Annotated in this window: 15 protein-coding genes; 6 read left to right on the top strand and 9 right to left on the bottom strand. The window is 65.9% G+C overall.

Annotated features, from left to right (window positions below):
* Nucleotides 1-65 precede the first annotated feature (65 nt).
* Complete coding sequence (locus J2P76_RS02675) at nucleotides 66-1022, bottom strand: LysR family transcriptional regulator (protein WP_207404289.1); 957 nt, start codon at nucleotides 1020-1022, stop codon at nucleotides 66-68.
* 124 nt (nucleotides 1023-1146) lie between these two features.
* On the opposite strand from J2P76_RS02675, the gene J2P76_RS02680 reads away from it, so the two are divergent.
* Nucleotides 1147-2328 carry a CaiB/BaiF CoA transferase family protein gene (locus J2P76_RS02680; RefSeq protein ID WP_347565283.1) on the top strand — a complete coding sequence of 394 codons (1182 nt, stop codon included), beginning with the start codon at nucleotides 1147-1149 and terminating at the stop codon, nucleotides 2326-2328.
* Between the two features lie 41 nt (nucleotides 2329-2369).
* Nucleotides 2370-3338: a Bug family tripartite tricarboxylate transporter substrate binding protein gene (locus J2P76_RS02685; RefSeq protein ID WP_207404292.1), complete on the top strand. Its 969-nt coding sequence runs from the start codon at nucleotides 2370-2372 to the stop codon at nucleotides 3336-3338.
* Between the two features lie 47 nt (nucleotides 3339-3385).
* Here the strand turns inward: J2P76_RS02685 and J2P76_RS02690 are convergent, their stop codons facing one another.
* Both J2P76_RS02690 and J2P76_RS02695 read right to left on the bottom strand, forming a co-directional pair.
* The gene (locus J2P76_RS02690; RefSeq protein ID WP_207404293.1) at nucleotides 3386-4384 is read right to left on the bottom strand and encodes a Bug family tripartite tricarboxylate transporter substrate binding protein; all 999 of its coding nucleotides are present in this window, start codon (nucleotides 4382-4384) and stop codon (nucleotides 3386-3388) included.
* A gap of 38 nt (nucleotides 4385-4422) precedes the next feature.
* Entirely contained in the window at nucleotides 4423-6054 is a 1632-nt protein-coding gene (locus J2P76_RS02695) for an FAD-dependent monooxygenase (RefSeq protein ID WP_207404295.1), read from the bottom strand.
* Nucleotides 6055-6152: 98 nt separating this feature from the next.
* Here J2P76_RS02695 and J2P76_RS02700 point away from each other — a divergent pair, with 98 nt between their 5' ends.
* Entirely contained in the window at nucleotides 6153-7043 is an 891-nt protein-coding gene (locus tag J2P76_RS02700; RefSeq protein ID WP_207404296.1) for a LysR family transcriptional regulator, read from the top strand.
* Here J2P76_RS02700 and J2P76_RS02705 read toward each other — a convergent pair.
* On the bottom strand, nucleotides 7035-8342 hold the full coding sequence (locus tag J2P76_RS02705) for a citrate/2-methylcitrate synthase (protein WP_207404297.1): 1308 nt from the start codon (nucleotides 8340-8342) through the stop codon (nucleotides 7035-7037). The genes J2P76_RS02700 and J2P76_RS02705 overlap by 9 nt on opposite strands.
* 114 nt (nucleotides 8343-8456) lie before the next feature.
* On the opposite strand from J2P76_RS02705, the gene J2P76_RS02710 reads away from it, so the two are divergent.
* The 3 genes from J2P76_RS02710 to J2P76_RS02720 are packed head-to-tail and all read left to right on the top strand — an operon-like array spanning nucleotide 8457 to nucleotide 11153.
* Nucleotides 8457-9593 (top strand): aromatic ring-hydroxylating oxygenase subunit alpha, encoded by a 1137-nt coding sequence (locus J2P76_RS02710; protein ID WP_207404299.1) that lies wholly within the window; start codon nucleotides 8457-8459, stop codon nucleotides 9591-9593.
* Between the two features lie 2 nt (nucleotides 9594-9595).
* On the top strand, nucleotides 9596-9922 hold the full coding sequence (locus J2P76_RS02715; protein ID WP_207404300.1) for a non-heme iron oxygenase ferredoxin subunit: 327 nt from the start codon (nucleotides 9596-9598) through the stop codon (nucleotides 9920-9922).
* 13 nt (nucleotides 9923-9935) lie between these two features.
* Nucleotides 9936-11153, top strand: a complete 1218-nt coding sequence (locus J2P76_RS02720; protein ID WP_207404301.1) for an NAD(P)/FAD-dependent oxidoreductase — start codon at nucleotides 9936-9938, stop codon at nucleotides 11151-11153.
* A 213-nt stretch (nucleotides 11154-11366) separates the two neighbouring features.
* Here the strand turns inward: J2P76_RS02720 and J2P76_RS02725 are convergent, their stop codons facing one another.
* The 5 genes from J2P76_RS02725 to J2P76_RS02745 form a co-directional block, all read right to left on the bottom strand.
* The gene (locus tag J2P76_RS02725; protein WP_207404303.1) at nucleotides 11367-12491 is read right to left on the bottom strand and encodes a Fic family protein; all 1125 of its coding nucleotides are present in this window, start codon (nucleotides 12489-12491) and stop codon (nucleotides 11367-11369) included.
* 167 nt (nucleotides 12492-12658) lie between these two features.
* On the bottom strand, nucleotides 12659-14770 hold the full coding sequence (locus J2P76_RS02730; RefSeq protein WP_207404304.1) for a bifunctional 2',3'-cyclic-nucleotide 2'-phosphodiesterase/3'-nucleotidase: 2112 nt from the start codon (nucleotides 14768-14770) through the stop codon (nucleotides 12659-12661).
* Nucleotides 14771-14866: 96 nt separating this feature from the next.
* Nucleotides 14867-16135, bottom strand: a complete 1269-nt coding sequence (locus tag J2P76_RS02735; protein ID WP_207404306.1) for a TIGR03862 family flavoprotein — start codon at nucleotides 16133-16135, stop codon at nucleotides 14867-14869.
* A 62-nt stretch (nucleotides 16136-16197) separates the two neighbouring features.
* Nucleotides 16198-17817 (bottom strand): MFS transporter, encoded by a 1620-nt coding sequence (locus tag J2P76_RS02740; RefSeq protein ID WP_347565284.1) that lies wholly within the window; start codon nucleotides 17815-17817, stop codon nucleotides 16198-16200.
* 37 nt (nucleotides 17818-17854) lie between these two features.
* A complete protein-coding gene (locus J2P76_RS02745) occupies nucleotides 17855-19747 on the bottom strand; it encodes an amidohydrolase family protein (protein ID WP_207404309.1) in 1893 nt (630 codons plus the stop codon).
* Between the last annotated feature and the right edge of the window lie 19 nt (nucleotides 19748-19766).

Below are 19766 nucleotides of genomic sequence, written 5' to 3' on the forward strand. Positions count from 1 at the left end.
GAAGAAACTACCGCTGCATGTTCGCAAATTCCCGCCGCCGGTAAGAAAAAATATTTTTTGTTCGTTCAAAAAAATGCGTGTGGATGTGCGCCGCTCTCCGCCACCGTCTCCAGCGCGCGCATTTCTTCCAGCACCACCTTCAGCACCGCCCGCGATGCGTTCGACAGCGGATGCTTGCGCGTGGTGTCGACGAACGCAGTCTGCCGAAGGACGGGATCCTTGATGGACGCCATGGCCAGCGTGCCCGCGCGTATTTCGTCGGCCACCGCATGGTAGGGCAACAGGCTGTATACCTCGCAATTGAGCACGACCTCCCTGATCAGCGTGCCGCTGGTCGCTTCGAGCACCACGTTCAGCTTCAGGCCCCGGCGGTTGCAGACCTCGTCCAGGTACGAGCGCATGCCATTGGGCCGGGCCGGCAGTACCAGGGGCACCCGCGTCATCGCGGCCAGCCGGACCGGCTGCCTGGCCAGGGCGAGCGCGCCCGTCCGGCCCACCAGGTACAGCGGCGCGCTGAACACGGCTTCGCGCGCCTGGCGCTGCATGGGCCGGTAGCGGTTGAAAATGCCGATATCGGCGCGGCCGTCGGCCAGCATGTTCTCGACTTCGCCGCTGTAGGCCTCGACGGCCTTCAGGCGGATATCCGGGTAGGCGGCCAGCAGGCGTTTCAGCACACGGCTCATGAGCGGGCGCGACAGCCCCGGCAGCACGCCGATCGTGACGCTGCCCGCCGGATGGTTGCGCTGGGCCAGCACGTCGTCCACCAGCTGGCCCGCGGCCTGCAGCATGGCATGCGCGCGCGGCAGGATGGATTGCCCGATTTCCGTCAGCGACACGCCGCGCCCGGTGCGGTGGAACAGCCGGCAGCCCAGCAGGGACTCCAGCTGCGACACTTGCCGGCTGAGGGCCGACTGTGCGATGCCCAGCGCGCTGGCCGCGCTGCTGAGGCTGCCGTGCTCGGCGGCGACGACGAAGCAGCGGATGTTTCTCAGGTCCAGCATCGGGCTATCTAAATCATGCATGGCTGATATCCATGATATGCCGGTTCCGGCGTGCCGCCCGGCTACCTATACTCGATGCAACGATTATTCCACTGAAGCGATTGCCATGCCTGACGCGCACGATCCCTCAACATTCCGGGGCCCCTTGAAAGGCCTGCGTGTGCTCGACCTGTCCACGGTGTACGCGGGCCCGTTCGCGGCGACCATGCTGGGCGACCTGGGCGCCGATGTGCTGAAGGTGGAATTGCCCGGCGTGGGCGATTCGCTGCGCAGCTTGCCGCCGTACAAGAACGGCGTGCCCCTGTGGTGGAAGGTGACCAACCGCAACAAGCGCGGCATCACCATCGACCTGCGCCGCCCGGAAGGCCGCGAACTGCTGGGCCGGCTGCTGCCGGACTACGATGTGCTGGTCGAGAACTTCCGGCCGGGAAAACTGGACGGCTGGGGCATCACCAAGGACTGGCTGCACGGGATCAATCCCGACTTGACCATTCTGCGCGTTACCGGCTTCGGCCAGAGCGGCCCTTACAGCCATCGCCCCGGTTTCGCGCGGGTGTTCGAAGCCATGACCGGCTTCACCAATATCTGCGGCGAGGCCGACGGCCCGCCGCTACACCTGGGCTTTCCCATTGCCGATGCGGTGGCCGGGCTGTTCGGCGCTGTCGGCGTGCTGGCCGCCCTGTACCAGCGCCACGCGGGGGGCGCGACGAAAGGCGAGGAAATCGACTGCTCGCTGATGGAGTCCATGTTCCGGATCATGGAGTTCCTGCCCATCGAATACGACCAGCTGGGCATTGTACGGCAGCGTTCCGGCAGTTTCAGCCAGTACGCCGCGCCGGGCAACATCTACAAGACGCGCGATGGCAAATGGGCGTCGATTGCCGCATCCACCCAGAGTATCTACGAACGCTTCTGCCGCGCCCTGGGCCGGGCGGACCTGATCGCCGACGAGCGCTTCCTGGCCAATCCCGGACGCGTGGCGAACCGGCAGGCGCTCGACGCCATCATCCGGGACGAGATCGCCAGGCACACGCTGGATGAGCTGAGCGCCAGGCTGGACGAGAACGAAGTCGGGTTCAGCCCCATCTACGACATCGCCGACATCTTCGCGGACCCGCACTTCGCCGCCCGCAAGGCCCTGGTGGAAGTGCCGGACGGCGAACTGGGCAGCGTGCGCATGCAGAGCGTGGCGCCGGTGTTCATGAATTCGCCCGGGGCGGTGCGGCATGCCGGCCCTTCCATCGGGCAACACAATGACGACGTGCTGCAGGCGCTGGGACTGCGTCATGAAGAGATCGCATCGCTGAAGGGAGCGGGCGTGATTTGATGCGAGCCATGATCGGCCAACAAGAAACAGGAGACAGAGAAATGAAGATGCTTGCCAAGTGGATGGCGGCCGCCACGCTGGCCGTTGCCGCCGCGTCGCCCGCATGGGCGGCCTACCCCGACAAACCGGTGACCATGATCATCGGATATCCGCCGGGCCAGGCGACCGACATCGTGGGCCGCCTGGTGGCGGAAAAACTGGCGGAGAAACTAGGCCAGCCGTTCATCGTGGAAAACAAGCCCGGCCAGGGCGCCAGCCTGGCGCTGGCCCAGCTGGCCAAGGCCAAACCCGACGGCTACACCATGGTGCTTTCGGCCACCGCGGCCTACGTCACCAATCCGCACCTGTACAAGTCGGTCGGCTACGACACGCTGAAAGACTTCACGCCCATTGGTACCCTGATCGATTTTCCGCTGCTGATGGTGGCCCGCCCCGATGCGCCGTTCGACGACTTCCCGGGTTTCCTGAAGTATGCCAAGGCCCACCCCGGCGAACTGGACCACACCTCGTCGGGCAGCGGCACGCTGTCGCACCTGGGCATGGAGCTATTGCAGCGGGAAACAGGCACCAAACTGGTCCATGTGCCCTACAAGGGCAGCGCGCGCGCCATGACGGACATCGCCGCCGGCAATGTGGACGTCGGCATCGAGACCGTGACGGTGACCAAGCCCTTTATCGAGTCGGGCCGCCTGAAGCTGCTGGCCGTGACCGTGCCCGAACGGCTGAAACTGTTCCCGGACACGCCCACGCTGGACGAGCTGGGCGTCAAGGGTTTCGACGTGGCTGCCTGGCTTGGCATGGCGTTTCCCGCCGGCACGCCCGATGCGTGCGTCAAGACCATCAACGACCAATTACAGGCCATTCTGCGCGACCCGGAGGTTGCCGCGAAGCTGGAATCGCTGGGCGCCCTGCCCCGGCCTTCGACCCCCGAAGAATTCGCCGATCTGCTGAAACGCGAATACGCGACCTGGGGCGAAATCGTGAAGCAATCCGGGGCGAAGGTGGATTAGGCGGTGGCCGGCGCGGGCGCTGTAGCGAGCGCCGGCCCGGCATGCCGTCAATCAGCGGACAGCTTGCGCTCGCTGACCAGCTTGGACCAGCGCGCGGCATCATGCTCGATCAGCGCCGCGAACTCCTGCGGGGTGCTGGCGTCGGCCGACAGCCCTTGCGCCTCCAGGCTGGCTTTCACCTCGGGATCCTGCATGGCCCGCATCACGCCCTGGTTGACCTTCGCGATCACCGCCGCCGGGGTGCCGGCCGGCGCGGTCAGGCCGATCCACAGAGACGAATTGAATCCCGGCACGCCGGATGCATCCACCGTGGGCAGGTCCGGCAGCATTGCCGAGGGCTTCAGGCTGCTTACAGCCAGGGCCTTGAGCTGGCCCGTCTTGACGAAGGGCATCAGGCTGTTGGGAATGCCGAACATAACCTGCACCCGCCCCGCCGCCAGGTCGCTGACAGCGGGCACCGCGCCCTTGTACGGCACATGCACCATGTCCACGCCCGTCAGGGACTTGAACAATTCAGCACTCAAGTGATGCGGCGTGCCAACTCCCGCGGACGCATAGCTGAGCTTGCCCGGATTGGCCTTTGCATAGGCAATGAGTTCCTTTACCGAATTCACGGGCAGCTCGGCGTTGACAGCCAGCAGGATGGGGCCGGTGGCCACCAGCGAAACCGGCGCGAAGTCCTTGATCGGGTCGTAGCCCACGCCCGTCTTCTGGTAAACGTACGGGTTCATGGTAAGAAGGTTGTTCGGGGTGATCAGGAAGGTGTAGCCGTCCGCCGCGGAACGGGCCACCAGCGCCGCCCCCAGGTTGCCGCCGGCGCCGGCCCGGTTCTCGACAATGATGGGCACGTCCCAATAGGCCGACAGCTTCTGCGCAAGCACCCGGCCCACCACGTCGTTGCTGCCGCCGGCGGTGTATGGCACCACGAACTTGATAGGACGGTCCGGATAGCCTTCATCGCCAGCCTGCGCCGTGGACACGCACAGACTGGCGCACAGGCCGCAGAAGGCAGCACGAAGGAATTGCCGTTTGCTGGGGTTGATCATGTTCTCTCTCCTGGTTTCTAGTTTTTGGCGGGTTGCGGTCAGGCCGCGCCGCGTACGGTGTCGAGGATATGGCGTGCGTCGCGTAGTCTATCGCCGCGCCACGCGACATGCCCGTCAGGGCGCACCAGGACCAGCTTCGCGGCATAGGCGCGGGCCGCCTCGGGCTCGTCATTCAGCGCCGCCACTTCGAACGGCATGCGCACGGCTTCGGACGCTGCCTGCATGGCCTGGACATCCGCGGCGTTGTCCGTTGCGAAATTGAGCAGCACGAATGATTTTCCGAACAGATCCAGGATCGACCTGCCGTCCTTCAGCCAGGCATGCGGCGCCCTGGCGCCGGGACGGGCATTCGGCACATAGACTCTGAAATCGTCCGGCACGGCAGGCGTGCCGTCCGGAATGCAAATCGGCGACTCATCGTATCTGTGCCCGATCTGCAGCCCCATGGACTCCCACTCGACGCGTGTCGAATCACGCAACCGCTTGCCCAGCGCCGTGCGCGTGCGCTGGCCTTCGGGTGTGTCGTCGCACACCGCGCGGGGATCCGGCGTGTCCTGCCATGCCTTGAAATTCTGGGTTGAAAAACGGGTATTGCGCTGCGCGATGGGCCGGCGCTCGATCTCATAGCTGCGCAGCAGGGCGGGGCCGCCCCACCCTTCCAGCATGCCCTGCAGTTTCCAGCCCAGGTCCAGCACCTCTTGTATGCCGGTGTTCATGCCCATGCCGCCCGTCGGCGACATGGTGTGGGCCGAGTCCCCCACCAGAACCACGCGCCCGTGGCAATAGCGGTCGGCCAGCATCTCGCTGCGCCGCCAGGGGGTTACCGACAGCACTTCGAATGCGATTTCCGGGCCATGCGGCCCGCCCAGCGCGCGGCGCACCCATGCGACGGCGTCGAATGACGCCAGGTCCATCTTCTCTTGCGAACCCAGCACAGTAAGGCGCCAGATATCGGCGCCGTCGACGACGGTGAGATTGCCCCACATTCCCTCGGGGCCGACCAGCATGTAGCGCTCGGCCTGCCCCATGAGATGCTTGTCGGCCAGGCCGTCGGCCTTGATCAGGATATTGACCGAATAGCTCAGCAGGCGCCCCTGCATCGGGATGCCGGCCTGCTCGCGCACCTGGCTGGTTGCGCCATCGCACCCCAGCAGATACCGGGCCCGGAACTGCTTCTTGCGGCCGGAGCGCAGATCCTGCGCTTCCGCATGCACCCAGTCTGCATCCTGCTCCAGGCGCAGGAAGCGATGCTCGAAGAGGATGCCGGCCTGCGGGCTGGCCAGCGCAGCCTCGGTCAGGATCGGCTGCAGCCAGAGCTGCGGGCAGCGCTGCTTCTTCTCTGGCGTCTCGGACGGCGTGGGGCTGTCGCGCATGCTGGGGTAAGGCTCGCGATCCAGCAGCAGGCCATTCAATGACGTGCAGAAAACCATCGACAGATCGTAGTCATCAGGAAAGCCACAGGCGCGAACCTGTTCAGAGATTCCCCACATGCGGAACGCTTCCATCGTGCGGATGGCCACGAGCCCCGTACGGGGATGCTCGATGTTGCCGTCCCCCTGCTCGAGCAGCACGGAATGGACGCCGCGCCTGGCCAGGTCGATGCTCATGGCCAGGCCGACCGGCCCCCCGCCCACAATAAGAACCGGAACATCGACGACTGCTTCCGACATGAATCCTCACCTTCAATAAATTTTGTGCGTGGCGAGCATGGTCGCGCGAGACTGGATTCATGGTCAAATTGATAATTAAACGTTTCTGAATTCATGTTATGAATATCAAGACTTTCGACCTGAACCTGCTTCGCGTGTTTGTCGTGGTGTACCGGCTGCGCAGTGTCTCGCACGCGGCCAGCGCCATCGGCTTGACGCAGCCCGCAATGAGCAACGCACTGCGCAGGCTGCGCGAGCAGTGCAATGACCCGCTGTTCACCCGCTCGGGCCGGACCATGGAACCCACCGCCCTGGCCAACAGCCTGTTCGCTCCGCTGGAAGCGGCGTTGGCGGGCATCGAGACCTGCTTTTCACAAGTGGGCGACTTCCGGCCTGAATCGAGCAAGCGGACGTTCCGCTTGCTTATGTCCGATGTGGGCGAGATGGTGGTGCTGCCGCGCTTGATGCTGGCGCTATCGTCCGCCGCCCCCCACGTGAGCATCGAGGCCTCGCGCCTGTCACATGCCGACTATGCGCCGGCGTTGCGCAGCGGCCAGGCCGACCTGGCCATTGGCAACATCGGATTCCTGCATGCCGGCTTCTATCAACAACACTTGTTCGACGACCGGTATTTGTGCATCGCCCGCAAAGGCCACCCCGCATTGGGCGACAAGCTGACGTTGGCGCGCTATCTTTCGCTGGGGCACGTGACCGCCACGGCGGGCAGCACCGATGCCCTGGTAGAAGAAGCGCTGTCAGGCCGCAAACAACGGCGCGACATCAAACTGACTGTCACGCATTACCACCGCTGCGCGGCAATCGTGTTGCGGTCAGACCTGATCGCAACCGTGCCGGGCAACGCGGTTGTGGGCATGGACGGGCTGCAGACCCATGCACTGCCCTTCAAGATGCCGCAGGCGCGCGTACGCCAATTCTGGCATCGGCGCGCCCACACGGATGCGGCCCACAAATGGCTGCGCCAGCTGATCGCCGACCTGATCCTAGAGTGACTGCGCCGGCCTCGAACCCATGTAGCGCGCCCGCGGACGCAGCATGACGCCGGACAGCCGCTGTTCGGCCGCATGCGCCACCCATCCGGCGGTACGGCCCAGGCTGTGCAGATACACGGCCGCGCCCGCGGGCAGGCCCAGTATCCGGGACAGTATCACCAGCGCCGCGAACAAGTTGGGATAGCTGCCTGCGTTCTGCCGGACAGCCTCGACGAAATCCAGCAAGCGGGCCTTCTCGCGCGCGTTGCCTGGCAGGTCGCGGATCCTCTCGAGCAGGACTTCGGCGCGCGGGTCGCGGTCGTACAGCGGATGGCCGAAGCATGGCACGCCGGTGTACGACCGTGCCCGGCCATCGGCAGCCTGCACATCGGCCAGATATTGCTCCAGGTCTATCATGCCGCCGGCCTGCATAGGACCGGCCTGGGCCATCAGCGCCGCGGCCACGCAAGCGTGTACGTCCACGCCGGTCGAGGACGTGATGCGCGCGCAGAACGTGGGCGCCGACAACTCGTTGTCGGCGCTGAGCACCAGGGCTGCGTTCATGGAGGCCAGCAGCTTGTCCTGGCCCGGCTGCCGGGACAGGCCGAAACCGCGGAGCAGCCGCTGCGCGATGAATTCCTGGCCTTCGCCGCGCTGGTAGGCACGGCGGGGGCCGAAGTAGCCGGAGGCGCCGGCGAAGGCGCTGATCAGCCGCACGCCGCTCGTGCGCACATCGCCTCGCCCGGCGGCGTCGGCTTCCAGTGCGCTGAGCTGCAAGGCCATCATGGCCAGAAGCCGGATAGGAGAGCCGGCGTTTTTCTTGCCCTGTGCCCCGAGGCCGGACAGGGTTTCGGCCGGCTCGTCATCCGGCGCCGGCCACGGACGGTCGCGCCCTGGGGGCAGCCCGCCCCAGAGCAGGTCCGCCACATACTCCAGCGAGCGGCCCTCGCGGGCCAGCGTAGTGGCCAGATATCCGCGATAGTGGGGCCCCGCTGAATCAATGTCGCAAAGCCAGGTCTGCACCACGGGCTCGCCATAGCGCAGCGCCTGCGCGACGGGCGCGCCGCCCGCCTTGGCGCCGGCGCGGGTGCTCAGCTTTTCCAGGTCGGACTTGCGGTACAGGCTGGTCCGCCTGCCCGGTTCGGGCAGCGTCTTGATCAGGCCCCGGCTGACGTAGGTATACAGAGACTCTTTTTTGATGCCCAGCATGGCCAGCGCCTCGTCGCGGCGTACGTAATCGACATCGTTGACGCGGCGGCCCGCATCGCCCGGCGCCTGCGGGGAAGCCTCATCGAATAGCGGTTCGTGCGGACGGGTCATGCGCCGGCTCCGTTCAAAAAAAGTGGTTTATATCGATTTGATAGTCGATCTATACATCGATCAATGTCGATCATAAACTTCGTCTCCATAGTATTCAACCCAACGGAGACCGCCATGCAAACCGCCGCCATCCAGTTGCGCGAACTCGCCCCACGCTTCGAGAAAACACGGGAAAGCCTGCTGCGCGCCCGCCACTTGCCCGGGGGGGTCTACAGCTCCGAAGAGATCTACGCCATGGAGAAAGAGCGCATCTTCATGACGCATTGGCTTTCGGTCGGCCGTGTCGAAGAGATCCCCAACGTCGGCGACTACATGACGTTCAGCGTCATGAACGAACCGATCCTCATTTCACGCCCCGCCGAGAACGAGATCCAGGTCTGCATGAATATGTGCCTGCATCGCGGCGTAGCCGTGGCAAGCGGCTGCGGGCACGCGAAGGATTTCAGCTGTCCGTACCACGCCTGGCTGTTCGACGTGGGGGGCAAGCTGATCGCGGCGCCCGGCATGAAGGAATCCGAAGTCGACATGAGCGGCGCCAGGCTCAAGTCGCTGCCTGTGAAGATCTGGCGCGGATGGATTTTCACCAACTTCGCCGATCAGCCGCCCTCGTTCGAAGATTACATCGCCCCTTACGAGCAAAGTCTGTGGTGGTTCCAGTCGGGCGACTGCCAATTGGCCGACAAAGTCGAGATCGACGTCAAGTGCAACTGGAAATTCCTGGTCGAAAACCTGATCGATATTTATCACGTGGGCGTGATCCACAAGAGCACCTTTGGCGGCTTCGTCAAAGGTGAAAAGCTGAAGTTCCAGCTGGAAGAAAACGGCGGCTGGCACACTCAGTACGAGGCTCGGCCGCACTCCAAGAGCGGCGAGCAGGTGTTTCCCACCCTGCCCTGGGCGCAAGACAAATCCTCGGGCATCGCCTGCAAGGCGGGCATCTATCCGAACCTGAACCTGTCGATGCGTTCGGACAGCTTGCGCATGTGGCATGTCTGGCCGATTTCTCCCAATGAAACACGTGTGGTTTGCTATTTGCTGTTTCCGCCAGCGGCTTTCTCCATTCCCGATTACCAGGAAGAGCTGGCGAAGTATCGAGCCTTCGTCCGCCAGATCATTGCCGAAGACGCGGTGATGGTCGAATCGCTGCAGAATGCTTCGGGCTCGAAATTCTTCCAGCCGGGGCCCATGGCTCTGCTGGAAGAAGCGCTGCACCACATGGAAAACCATTACATCGACCTGATGACGAGGTAACCATGGCAGCAGAACACTGGATCCGGGCCGCCGACTATGCCGACGTGCCCGAGGAAGACACCCTGGGCGTGGCAGTCGGCGATCTGCCGATCTGCCTGTACAGACTCGGCGCGGAGATATTCGCGACTGACAACAAGTGCACCCACGGCGATGCGGACCTGTCGGAAGGGCTGATACAGGACGGCTGCGAAATCGAATGCCCGCTGCATGAAGGCAGGTTCGACATACGCAGCGGCAAGGCGGTCAGCGCGCCCTGCACCGAAGATCTACGGTCTTATCCAGCCCGCGTCGAGGACGGCGTGGTCTATATCAGGCTTGTCTGCGCTTGAGGATGCCCCATCCATGAAAACCGTCATCGTCGGCGCCGGGCAGGCGGGCGCGTGGGTGGCCCGCGCGTTGCGGCAACATTCGCGCGAAGCCGAGATAGTGCTGCTGGGGCAAGAGCCGCATCCGCCCTATGAACGCCCGCCCCTGTCCAAGGCCGTCATGTCGGGCGCACAGCCCGATCCGCCCTGCCTGTTGTCCGTTCGACAGGCGCACGAACTGGATATCCAGCTGAAGCTGAGCGCCACGGCGGTCGCGATCGATCGCGGCCACCGCCAGGTCATGCTGGCGCAAGAGCCGCCGCTGTCCTATGACACGCTGGTTCTCGCCACGGGAGGCAAGGCGCGCCGGCCAGGTATTCCCGGCGGCAATCTTGATGGCGTATACACCTTGCGCTCGCTCGACGACGCCGTGCAGCTGCGTAGCGCCCTGCAAGCCGGCCGTCGCCTGCTCGTCGTGGGCGGCGGATGGATAGGCCTGGAATTGGCCGCGACTGCGCGGCTGCTAGGGCTGCAAGTCTGTGTAATAGAAAGCGGGCCGCGGCTTTGCGCGCGGTCGGTGCCGGCCGGCGTATCGGATTTCCTGTTGCGGCTGCACCGGGCTCAAGGCGTTGAAGTGCAGCTGGACGGCGCGGTGACCGCGATCGAACGCCCGGAAAATGGCGGCCCGCTGCAGGCCCATACCCATCGAGGGCTGCGGCAGGCCGATGTGATCGTATTCGGCATCGGCCTCGAGCCCGACACGGCATTGGCGAGCGCCTGCGGGCTGCAGGTCGACAACGGGATCGTGGTCGATGCCCACTGCCGGACGTCGGACCCTTCGATCTACGCGATAGGCGACGTTGCGAACCAGCCGTGCGCCTGGCCGGGCGCGCCCGCGGGAGCACGAATACGCCTTGAATCCTGGGCCAATGCACAGAATCAGGGCATTGCCGTCGGGCATGCGCTTTCGGGAAAAGCGCCTGGGCAGCAGGATCTTCCCTGGTTCTGGTCGGATCAGTACGATGTCAATTTGCAGGTGCTGGGAATACCCTCGGACGCCGGCACGCACATTATGCGGGGCTCGGCCAACGATACGAAGTTCTGCGTATTCCAGGTTGTCGACGGCCGCCTGCACTCGGTCATTGCCGTGAATATGGCGAAGGAGCTGAAGCTGGCGAAGCGCTGGCACAAACAGGGCAGGTGCCCGAGGGTTGCCGAGCTGCAGAATCCCGCCACGCGGCTGGAACGACTTTAGGCTGCCCTGGGCACGGCACTTGCTTCAGGCCAGCATCTCAATCCATAGCAAGGAAAGTGGAATGAAGATTTTCCTGTGGATCATCGCCTTTATTTTCATCGTGGGCCTGCTGACCGTCACTGGAGTGCTGAAGCTGATCTTCTGAGCCTGTGTCGGACTGATGCGGGCCCACCCACCCGCCTGGCAGAAAGAGCGCTTGCTCAATGCAGGCGGCTATGGGGGCAGGTCGTTCAGTTCGTAGCTGGTGCTGCGCCCGCTCGCACCCGATTTCCGTAGCACGCCCTGCGCCAGCAGATCGTTGATGTCGCGCAGGGCCGTGTCTGGAGAGCACTTGGCAATTGCCGCCCACTTGGTGCTGGTCAGTTTGCCATCGAAGCCGTCGAGCAGGCGGTTGAGCAGTTTTACCTGCCTGGCGTTCAAGGGAATGCCTGTCCAGCGCTGCCAGAACCGTGCCTTGGCCAGCACGGTATCGAGCGCGTGCTGCGCCTGGTCGATAGCGCGATGAAGGATGTCCAGAAACCAGGCCAGCCACTCGGTGACGTCCATTGCCCCCTTCTGGGTACGTTCCAGGATGTCGTAATAGGCGGTGCGCTCGCGCTGGATTTGCGCCGACAGGCTGTAGAAGCGCTGCGGGTTGCCGTCGGCCCGTGCCAGCAGCAAATCGCCGATGGCGCGGGCGATGCGGCCATTGCCGTCGTCAAACGGATGCAAGGTGACGAACCACAGGTGGCCGAGGCCGGCCTTGAGCAGCGGCAGTTCGCTGGGAGCGCTATTAAGCCAGCCCAGAAACCGGCTGGCTTCGGCTTCCAGCCGGGCAGCGGGCGGCGCCTGAAAATGCACGCGCTGACGGCCGACAGAGCCGGACACCACCTGCATCGGGCCGCTGGCATCGTCGCGCCAACTACCGACGTTGACCCTGGCAAGGCCCGAGTAACCGCCGGGAAACAATGCGGCATGCCAGCCAAACAGGCGCTCTCGCGTGACCGGCGCATAGCAGTTGGCGGTAGCATCGAGCGCCATCTCGACCACGCCATCGACGTGACGATCGGCCGGAGCCAGGGCGCCGATGTCCACGCCCAGGCGGCGCGCGATGCTCGAACGCACAGACTCGACATTGAGTCGCTCGCCTTCGATCTCGCTGGTCTTGACCACGTCGTCAGTAAGCGCCGCCAGGCTCGCTTGCTCGCGCAGCGCCATGCTGACGTCGGCCAGGCGGCCCAGCAACAGGCCCTGGGCGCGGCTGACGTCGGCCAGGGGCCTGGCCAGAACCGCCAGATCAAAGCGCCAATGCGGCCAGTCAGGGGCTTGCCAGATGTAGATGCAATCACCGCTATTCATGCGGTGATTATGAGCTTCAATCTCCGCGAATACAAGCTTTCTCCGCATAATTTGCGGAGAAAACAGTCATTATTCGCCGCAAGCATGCCCCGAGGGGCCGGCGCTACCCCTGGCGACAGTGCCAGGCGAGTGGGCGGTCCGGCCAGACGGGGCCGCCCCTGGGCCGCTCAATTCGTCTGCGACAGGTCGATGCTGTAAATCGCCCGGCCTTCGCCGGACCCGTCGTCGGCGGCCACCAGGGCGATTCCTGTCAGCCCGGCCGCCTGCGCCACGCTGAGGGAATCCTTGCCCGACTTGAACAGCACGGCGCCAGCCACGTGCGCGGGGGTGAACCGCCAGCTGCGCGCGGCGCCGTTGGCGGCGCGGGTGATGCCCGGATTTTCCTTTATGTAATTGATCACCACATCGCGGTTCGCATCGGGCGAGGCATAGACGATATCGAAGGCTTTGCCTTCACCCAGGATGTAGCGCGCGCTGCTTTCGGCGCGATAGTTGTTGGTGGCGACGATGAAATCCCGGCCGTCCACCGCCGCGCCGCGATAGGCCAGGTTCTTGATGCGGCTGCCCGGCGGCTGGGTGACGTCGATCTCGTACTGCAGGTCGGGGGTGGTGAACATGTCGAAGTTGTACCCGGCGAAGGCGGACTGGCCGGCGGGCACCTGGCCGGTCTTGGTGTCTTTGATCAGCCATTGGTCCTGCGTGGCCGCGGGGTCGATCTGGTTGAAGCGCAAGGCGGCGTTCTCGAGCCACAGCTTGAGTTCCGCGCCGGTGACCTTTACCGCGTATACGGTATTGGGATACAGGTACAGGTCTGCGGCGTGGTAGATGGCCAGGGGGCCGGCGGCCACGTCGGTGTAGTCGCCGCCGCCCTGGAATCCGGCCTTGAACGGCGCGCTGATCGACAGCACCGGCAGGCCGGCGTACTGCGGCAGATTGGCCGCGACATAATTGCTGACATAAGCCTGCTGGGCCTGGTTCACCAGCTGAATCGCCCCCGGGTCGCCCACGTCGGCGAACAGTGTGCTCATGCGGAAATCGGAACTGCCGATGGGCGTCTTGACGTATTCGACGGCGGCTTCGTGCTGGGTCTGCACCGACGCGGCCACGGCCGCGTCGGCCTCGACATACTGGACATTGCCGTCGGCATCGGTCGTCTGGATGCTGCGCAGCTCGACCTGGGTTTGCGAGGCATCCACCTGCCAGGCTTTGCCGTCCCAGTGCAGCGTGTAGTCGATCACGCCCAGCGCCTTGCCCCATGAGCTGGCCATGACCGCGGGCACGCCGTGCACGGTGCCCGCGGCGTTGTCGATGCCGGCGTAGGTGTAGGCGGGACGATCTCCCCTATCGGGAAACACGCCATGCTGGTGTCCCATGACCAGCCCGTCGATGCCGGCAACCTGCGCGACATACAGGCCGGGGTTTTCCATGCCGGGGGAGTAGGCGGCGTCGCTCATGCCGCCGTGCAGCAGCACGAAGACCAGGTCCGCGCCCTGGGCGCGCGCCTGGGCGACGTAGCTTGCCGCGGCTTCGCGCCCGCCGCTTACCGTCACCTTGCCTTCCAGGTAGCGCTTGTCCCAATTCATGATGCCGGGCGTGGTCAGGCCGACCAGGCCGATCTTGATGGGCAGGGTGACCGGGTCGCCGTCTTCCTGGGTAGCGCTGATTTCCCGGTCCAGAATCACATAAGGGGGCAGCAGCGTCTTGCCGCCGGCGACGCTGGCGACATTGGCCAGCGTCATCGGAAAGCCCGGGCCCGCGCATTTCAGGCTAGAGTCCACGCCTTCGACGTCCAGGCCGCCGCCCAGCACCTGGTTGAGGAACGGCAGGCCGTAATTGAATTCATGATTGCCCAGCGTGCCGGCGTCGAATTTCAGCACCGCCATGGCCCTGTACATGGACGACTGGCTGGCGCACGGAATGGGCGCGACCTGGGCCTCGTAGTCGGCTAGCGCCGTGCCCTGGATGGTATCGCCGTTGTCCACCAGCAGCGTGTTGGGAAATTCCTCGCGCGCGGCGCGTATCAGCGTGGCGGTGCGTTCGAATCCGTAGCTGGGATCGTCGGCCAGCTTGAAGTAGTCATAGCTGCGCACGTTGAAATGCAGGTCGGTGGTGGCCAGCAGGGCCAGGTTCGCGACCGCGCTCTCCTGCTGCGCCGAGGGCGGCGCGTCGTCGTCGGAATCGTCGCTGTTGCTGCAGGCAGCCAGAGATACCGCCAGGGCCAGGGCAATCATCCGCGGAACATACTTGCGAGTGTCGAACAACGGCGCGCGCACGGACATCGGAAACTCCTTATGGGTCAAGGGAGGCGTTGCCGAGTATCGGGCGTGTTGCTGACGGCGCTGTGACTGCTTGAGGCTTGCTGCGGAAAGTGTGTATCAGGATGCAAGAAAGGCCCGCGCGCCCTCTGCCGCCACCACGCCGCTGGCCATGCATGCGGTCAGCAGATAGCCGCCGGTCGGCGCTTCCCAGTCCAGCATTTCGCCCGCGCAGAAAATGCCGGGTGCGGCCTTGAGCATCAGTGCGTCGTCGGCGGCTTCCAGGCGCACGCCGCCCGCGCTGCTGATGGCTTCGTCGATGGGGCGCGCGCGCAGCAGGCGCAGCGGCAGCGCCTTGATGCAGCGGGCCAGCCGTTCCATGTCGTGCCAGGCCTGCGCTGGCGCGCATTCACGCAGCAGCGCGGCCTTGGCGCCCTTGAGGCCGAGGCGGCTTTGCAGATGACTGGCCATGGAACGCGCGCCGCGCGGATGCGACACCTGCGCCAGGACGCGCCCGGCGGGCAGGTCCGGCAGCAGGTCGACCCAGGCGAGCGCCGCGCCGTGCGCGTCGATGGCGTCGCGCAAGCCTGCCGACAAGGCATAGACCAGGCTGCCTTCGATGCCCGATTCGGTCAGCACGAACTCGCCGCGCCGCCAGGGTCCGGGCGCGCCGCCGTCGTCCAGCGCCATGGCGGCCGACTTGACTGGCATGCCGGCGCAGCGCTCGCGCAAATGCGCGCTCCAGTCGGCCTCGAAGCCGCAATTGGCGGGCCGCAGCGGCGCCATGTCCACGCCGTGCGCCTGCAAGCCCGCGGCCCATGCCCCATCGGAGCCCAGCCGGGCCCAACTGGCGCCGCCCAGGGCCAGGATGGCGGCGTCGGCGCGCACGGCCAGCGCGCCCTGCGGCGTCTGGAAATGCAGGGTCTGCGGGCCGATGCCCGCATTCGCGGCCCAGCCGTTCCAGTGGTGCCGCATGTGGAAGCGCACGCCCGCGGCGCGCAGCCGCGACAGCCAGGCGCGCAATAGCGGCGCGGCTTTCATTTCACGGGGAAATACGCGGCCCGACGAACCGACGAAGGTGTCGACGCCCAGCCCGTGCGTCCAGTCGCGCAAGGCCCGGGCATCGAAGCGGCTGAGCCAGCCGGCCACGGCCGCGCTGCGCGCGCCATAGCGTTGATTGAAGCGCTCGGCCGGCTCGCTGTGGGTAAGGTTCAGTCCGCCGCGGCCGGCCAGCAGGAACTTGCGCCCCACCGACGGCATGCTGTCGTAGAGGTCGGCCTGTATGCCGTGCCGCGCCAGGGTTTCGGCCGCCATCAGCCCGGCGGGGCCGCCGCCGATGATGGCGACGCGGACGGCGGCAGAGGACACGGGCGGGATGGAGTCGGACATGAGCAATGAAAAGCGGAAGGCGCGCTGCGATTGTCGCATGGCGCGCCGCCCTGCCCGGTTTGCTATGCCTGCCCCGCGCCAGGCCGATTGATGGCCAGCAGATGCCTGACCACCGGGGGCTGCGCGCCGCGATGGAAGCGCAGTACCTCGGCCTGGACATCGGCGTCGGCCCAGGAAACCCGATGGTGCTGGCGCAGGTGCTCGGCCCAGGATTCGACCTGGAACCATTCCAGCATGACATTCTCGTCGGCCGCGTCTTCGGTGACGCCCCAGTTGTAGGCGCCATCGCGCCGCCGTTCGGCCGACAGCCGCGCCAGCGCCCGCAGGAAATCCGGCCGGTCCGCGGGCGCGACCTGGTATTCGATGAGTATCATCACGGGCCCCCGGTCGTGCTCGACCGGGGCCGCCGTCAAGGGTTCGGGCCAGTGGTTGGAGGGCACCAGGTCGGCCTCGCCGCGCGGCAGCTTGACCCGGTGCGCGGCGAAGCCGACCAGCACCAGGCCGGCGGCGCCGGCCAGCAGGGTTGCCGGCACCCCCACCCCTTCGGCCACGGCACCCCAGCCGAGGCTGCCCGCGGTCATGGCGCCGTTGAACACCGTCAGGTAGACGGCCAGCGAACGCCCCCGCACCCAGTTCGGCAGAATGGACTGCGCCACGCCGTTGAGTGTGGTCAGCGCGGTGATCCAGGCCGCGCCCAGCACCAGCAGGCCGGCTACCGCGGCCCACTGCGGCGGAGCGAACGACAGAAAGGCCATGACGGCCGCCGTGACCAGCGCCGCGCCCAGCAGCAGGCCGTCGGCGCTGAGGCGGTCGCGCAGCTTCGGCATGAAGATGGCGCCGCCGATCGCGCCCAGGCCCACGGCCCCCAGCAGGATGCCGTAGAAGCCGGCGCCGCCGCCCAGCAGGCTGCGCGCTACCAGCGGCAGCAGCGCCCACACCGAACTGGCCAGCGCGAAGAACAGGAACGCGCGCGCCAGCACGATGTGCAGATCGCGGCTGGCGCGCGCATAGCGCAGCCCGGCGCGGAAGGCGCCGGCAAAACGTTCGGACAGCTCGTCTTGCGCGGCGGCCGGGCGGCGCCACCACAGCAGCGCCGCCACCACGAAGACATAACTGATGACGTCCACGCCATAGGTGACCGCGGCGCCCAGGCCGGCCAGGACCACCCCGCCCAGGGCGGGGCCGACGGCGCGCGCAATATTGATGCCCAGCGAATTGAGCGCGACGGCGCTCTTGAGGTCTTTCTTGTCGACCAGCTCGGGCACGATGGCCTGCCAGGTCGGCCCCATCAAGGCCGCGCCGATGCCGCCCAGGAAGGTCAGGGCCACCAGCGATGCCACCGATTGCAGGCCGGCGGCCGACAACAGCATCAGGGTGACGCTGGTGCAAGCCAGCAGGATCTGGATGCCGATGAGAAACTTGCGGCGGTCGAGAATGTCGGACAGCACGCCGGCGGGAATGGCCAGCAGGAAGACCGGCAGCGTGGCGGCCGCCTGCACCAGCGCAACGGCGGCCGGCGACGGCGACAGGTCGGTCATCAGCCAGGAACTGGCGACATCGCGGATGAAGCTGCCGGTGTTGCCGATGACGGTGGCCACCCACAGCACGGCAAAGACCGTCTGGCGCAGCGGCGCGAAGCCGCCCGTGGATGCGGCGGCCGGCACAGGTTCGCGCGTGGTCACGATGCTTGCTCCTTGTTGAGGGCTTCCCCCGATGAGATTACACGGCCCAGCAGGAACAGCCCAGGGCGCCGAAGAAGCCCTGCAGGTCCGATACCGGCGCCCGCGCGGCCCAGGCGCGCGCATGATCGTGGCCATGCAGGCCGCAGGCGCTGGCGCAGCCGCAGGACGCCATGGCCTGGTAGCGCGGATACAGCGAGTTCTTGCCGGCGCCGTCCGGCTCGCCCCATGCGCCGTAGCCCTTGAACAGCCGCGTCGGCGACCAGTCGGGCATGGCGGGCGGCAGCGGGTTGTCGTCCAGCGCCGCGAAATCGCCCTCGCCATAGACGACGCGTCCGCCTACCACGGTGAGGTGCGAGGTCAGGAACGAGATCTCGTCCTCGGGCACGCTGAAATAATCCTTGCTGGGCACGATCAAGTCGGCCAGCTGGCCCACCGAGATGCGGCCGCGCTTGCCTTCTTCATTGGAGAACCAGGCCACGTTCTCGGTCCACATGCGCAGCGCCGTCTCGCGGTCCAGCAGATTGCGCTGCGGATAGAGCCGCAGGCCGCCCAGCGTGGCGCCCGTGACCAGCCACGACAGCGACACCCAGGGGTTGTAGGAAGCCACGCGCGTGGCATCGGTGCCGGCCGACGTCTTGACGCCCCGCTCCAGGATGCGCTTGACGGGCGGCGTGGCCTCGGCAGCCCGGGCACCGTAGCGTTCGACGAAGTATTCGCCCTGGTAAGCCATGCGGTGCTGCACGGCAATGCCGCCGCCCAGCGCCGCGATGCGGTCGATGGACTTGTCGGAAATCGTCTCGGCGTGGTCGAAGAACCAGTTGATGCCCGCCAGCGGCGTGTCCCGGTTGACCTTTTCGAACACATCGAGCGCGCGCGAAATCGTTTCGTCGTACGTGGCATGCAGGCGCCAGGGCCACTGGTTCTGGACCAGCACGCGCACGACTTCTTCGAGCTCGTTTTCCATCTGCGGCGGCATGTCGGGACGTTCGACGCGGAAGTCCTCGAAATCGGCCGCGGAATACACCAGCATTTCCCCGGCGCCGTTGTGGCGGAAGTAATCGTCGCCCTGCTTGTACTTGACCGAGGACGTCCATTTGAGGAAGTCTTCTTTTTCCTGTTTGGGTTTCTGCGTGAACAGGTTGTAGGCCAGGCGCACGGTGATCTGGCCGGCGTCGGCCAGCTTCTGGATGACCTCGTAGTCTTCCGGATAGTTCTGGAAGCCGCCGCCGGCATCGATGACGCCGGTCACGCCCAGGCGGTTCAGTTCGCGCATGAAGTGGCGCGTGGAATTGAGCTGGTACTCGAGCGGCAGCCTGGGCCCCTTGGCCAGGGTGGCGTAAAGAATGGTGGCGTTGGGCTGCGCCAGCAGCAGGCCCGTGGGATTGCCGTTGGCATCGCGCGCGATCTGGCCGCCCGGCGGCTCGGGCGTGTCTTTGGTGTAGCCCACGGCGCGCAGCGCCGCCGCATTGAGCAGCGCGCGGTCATACAGGTGCAGCAGGAACACCGGGGTATCGGGCGCGATGGCGTTGATTTCGTCGAGAGTGGGCAGGCGCTTCTCGGCAAACTGGTGCTCGGTAAAGCCGCCGACCACGCGCACCCATTGAGGTGCGGGCGTGATGGCAACCTGGCGCCGCAGCATGTCCAGTGCATCGGCCAGCGAGCGCACGCCGTCCCAGCGCAGCTCCATGTTGTAGTTCAAGCCGCCGCGCACCACATGGGTATGGTTGTCGAACAGGCCCGGCAGCACGCGCCGGCGCTTCAGGTCGACGACCCGGGTGCCCCGGCCCGTCAGCGGCATGATTTCTTCATCGCTGCCCACGGCAACGAACCTGCCGGATTTGACCGCCACCGCGCTGGCCGTCGGCCTGGCGCGATCCAGCGTCGTGATCTGGCCATTGTGGAAAATGACGTCGGGACTGGAATCGGACACGATAGATGCTCCTTTCACA

Origin of the sequence: Bordetella petrii, from assembly GCF_017356245.1 — a bacterium.
Classification (GTDB): domain Bacteria; phylum Pseudomonadota; class Gammaproteobacteria; order Burkholderiales; family Burkholderiaceae_B; genus Bordetella_A; species Bordetella_A petrii_D.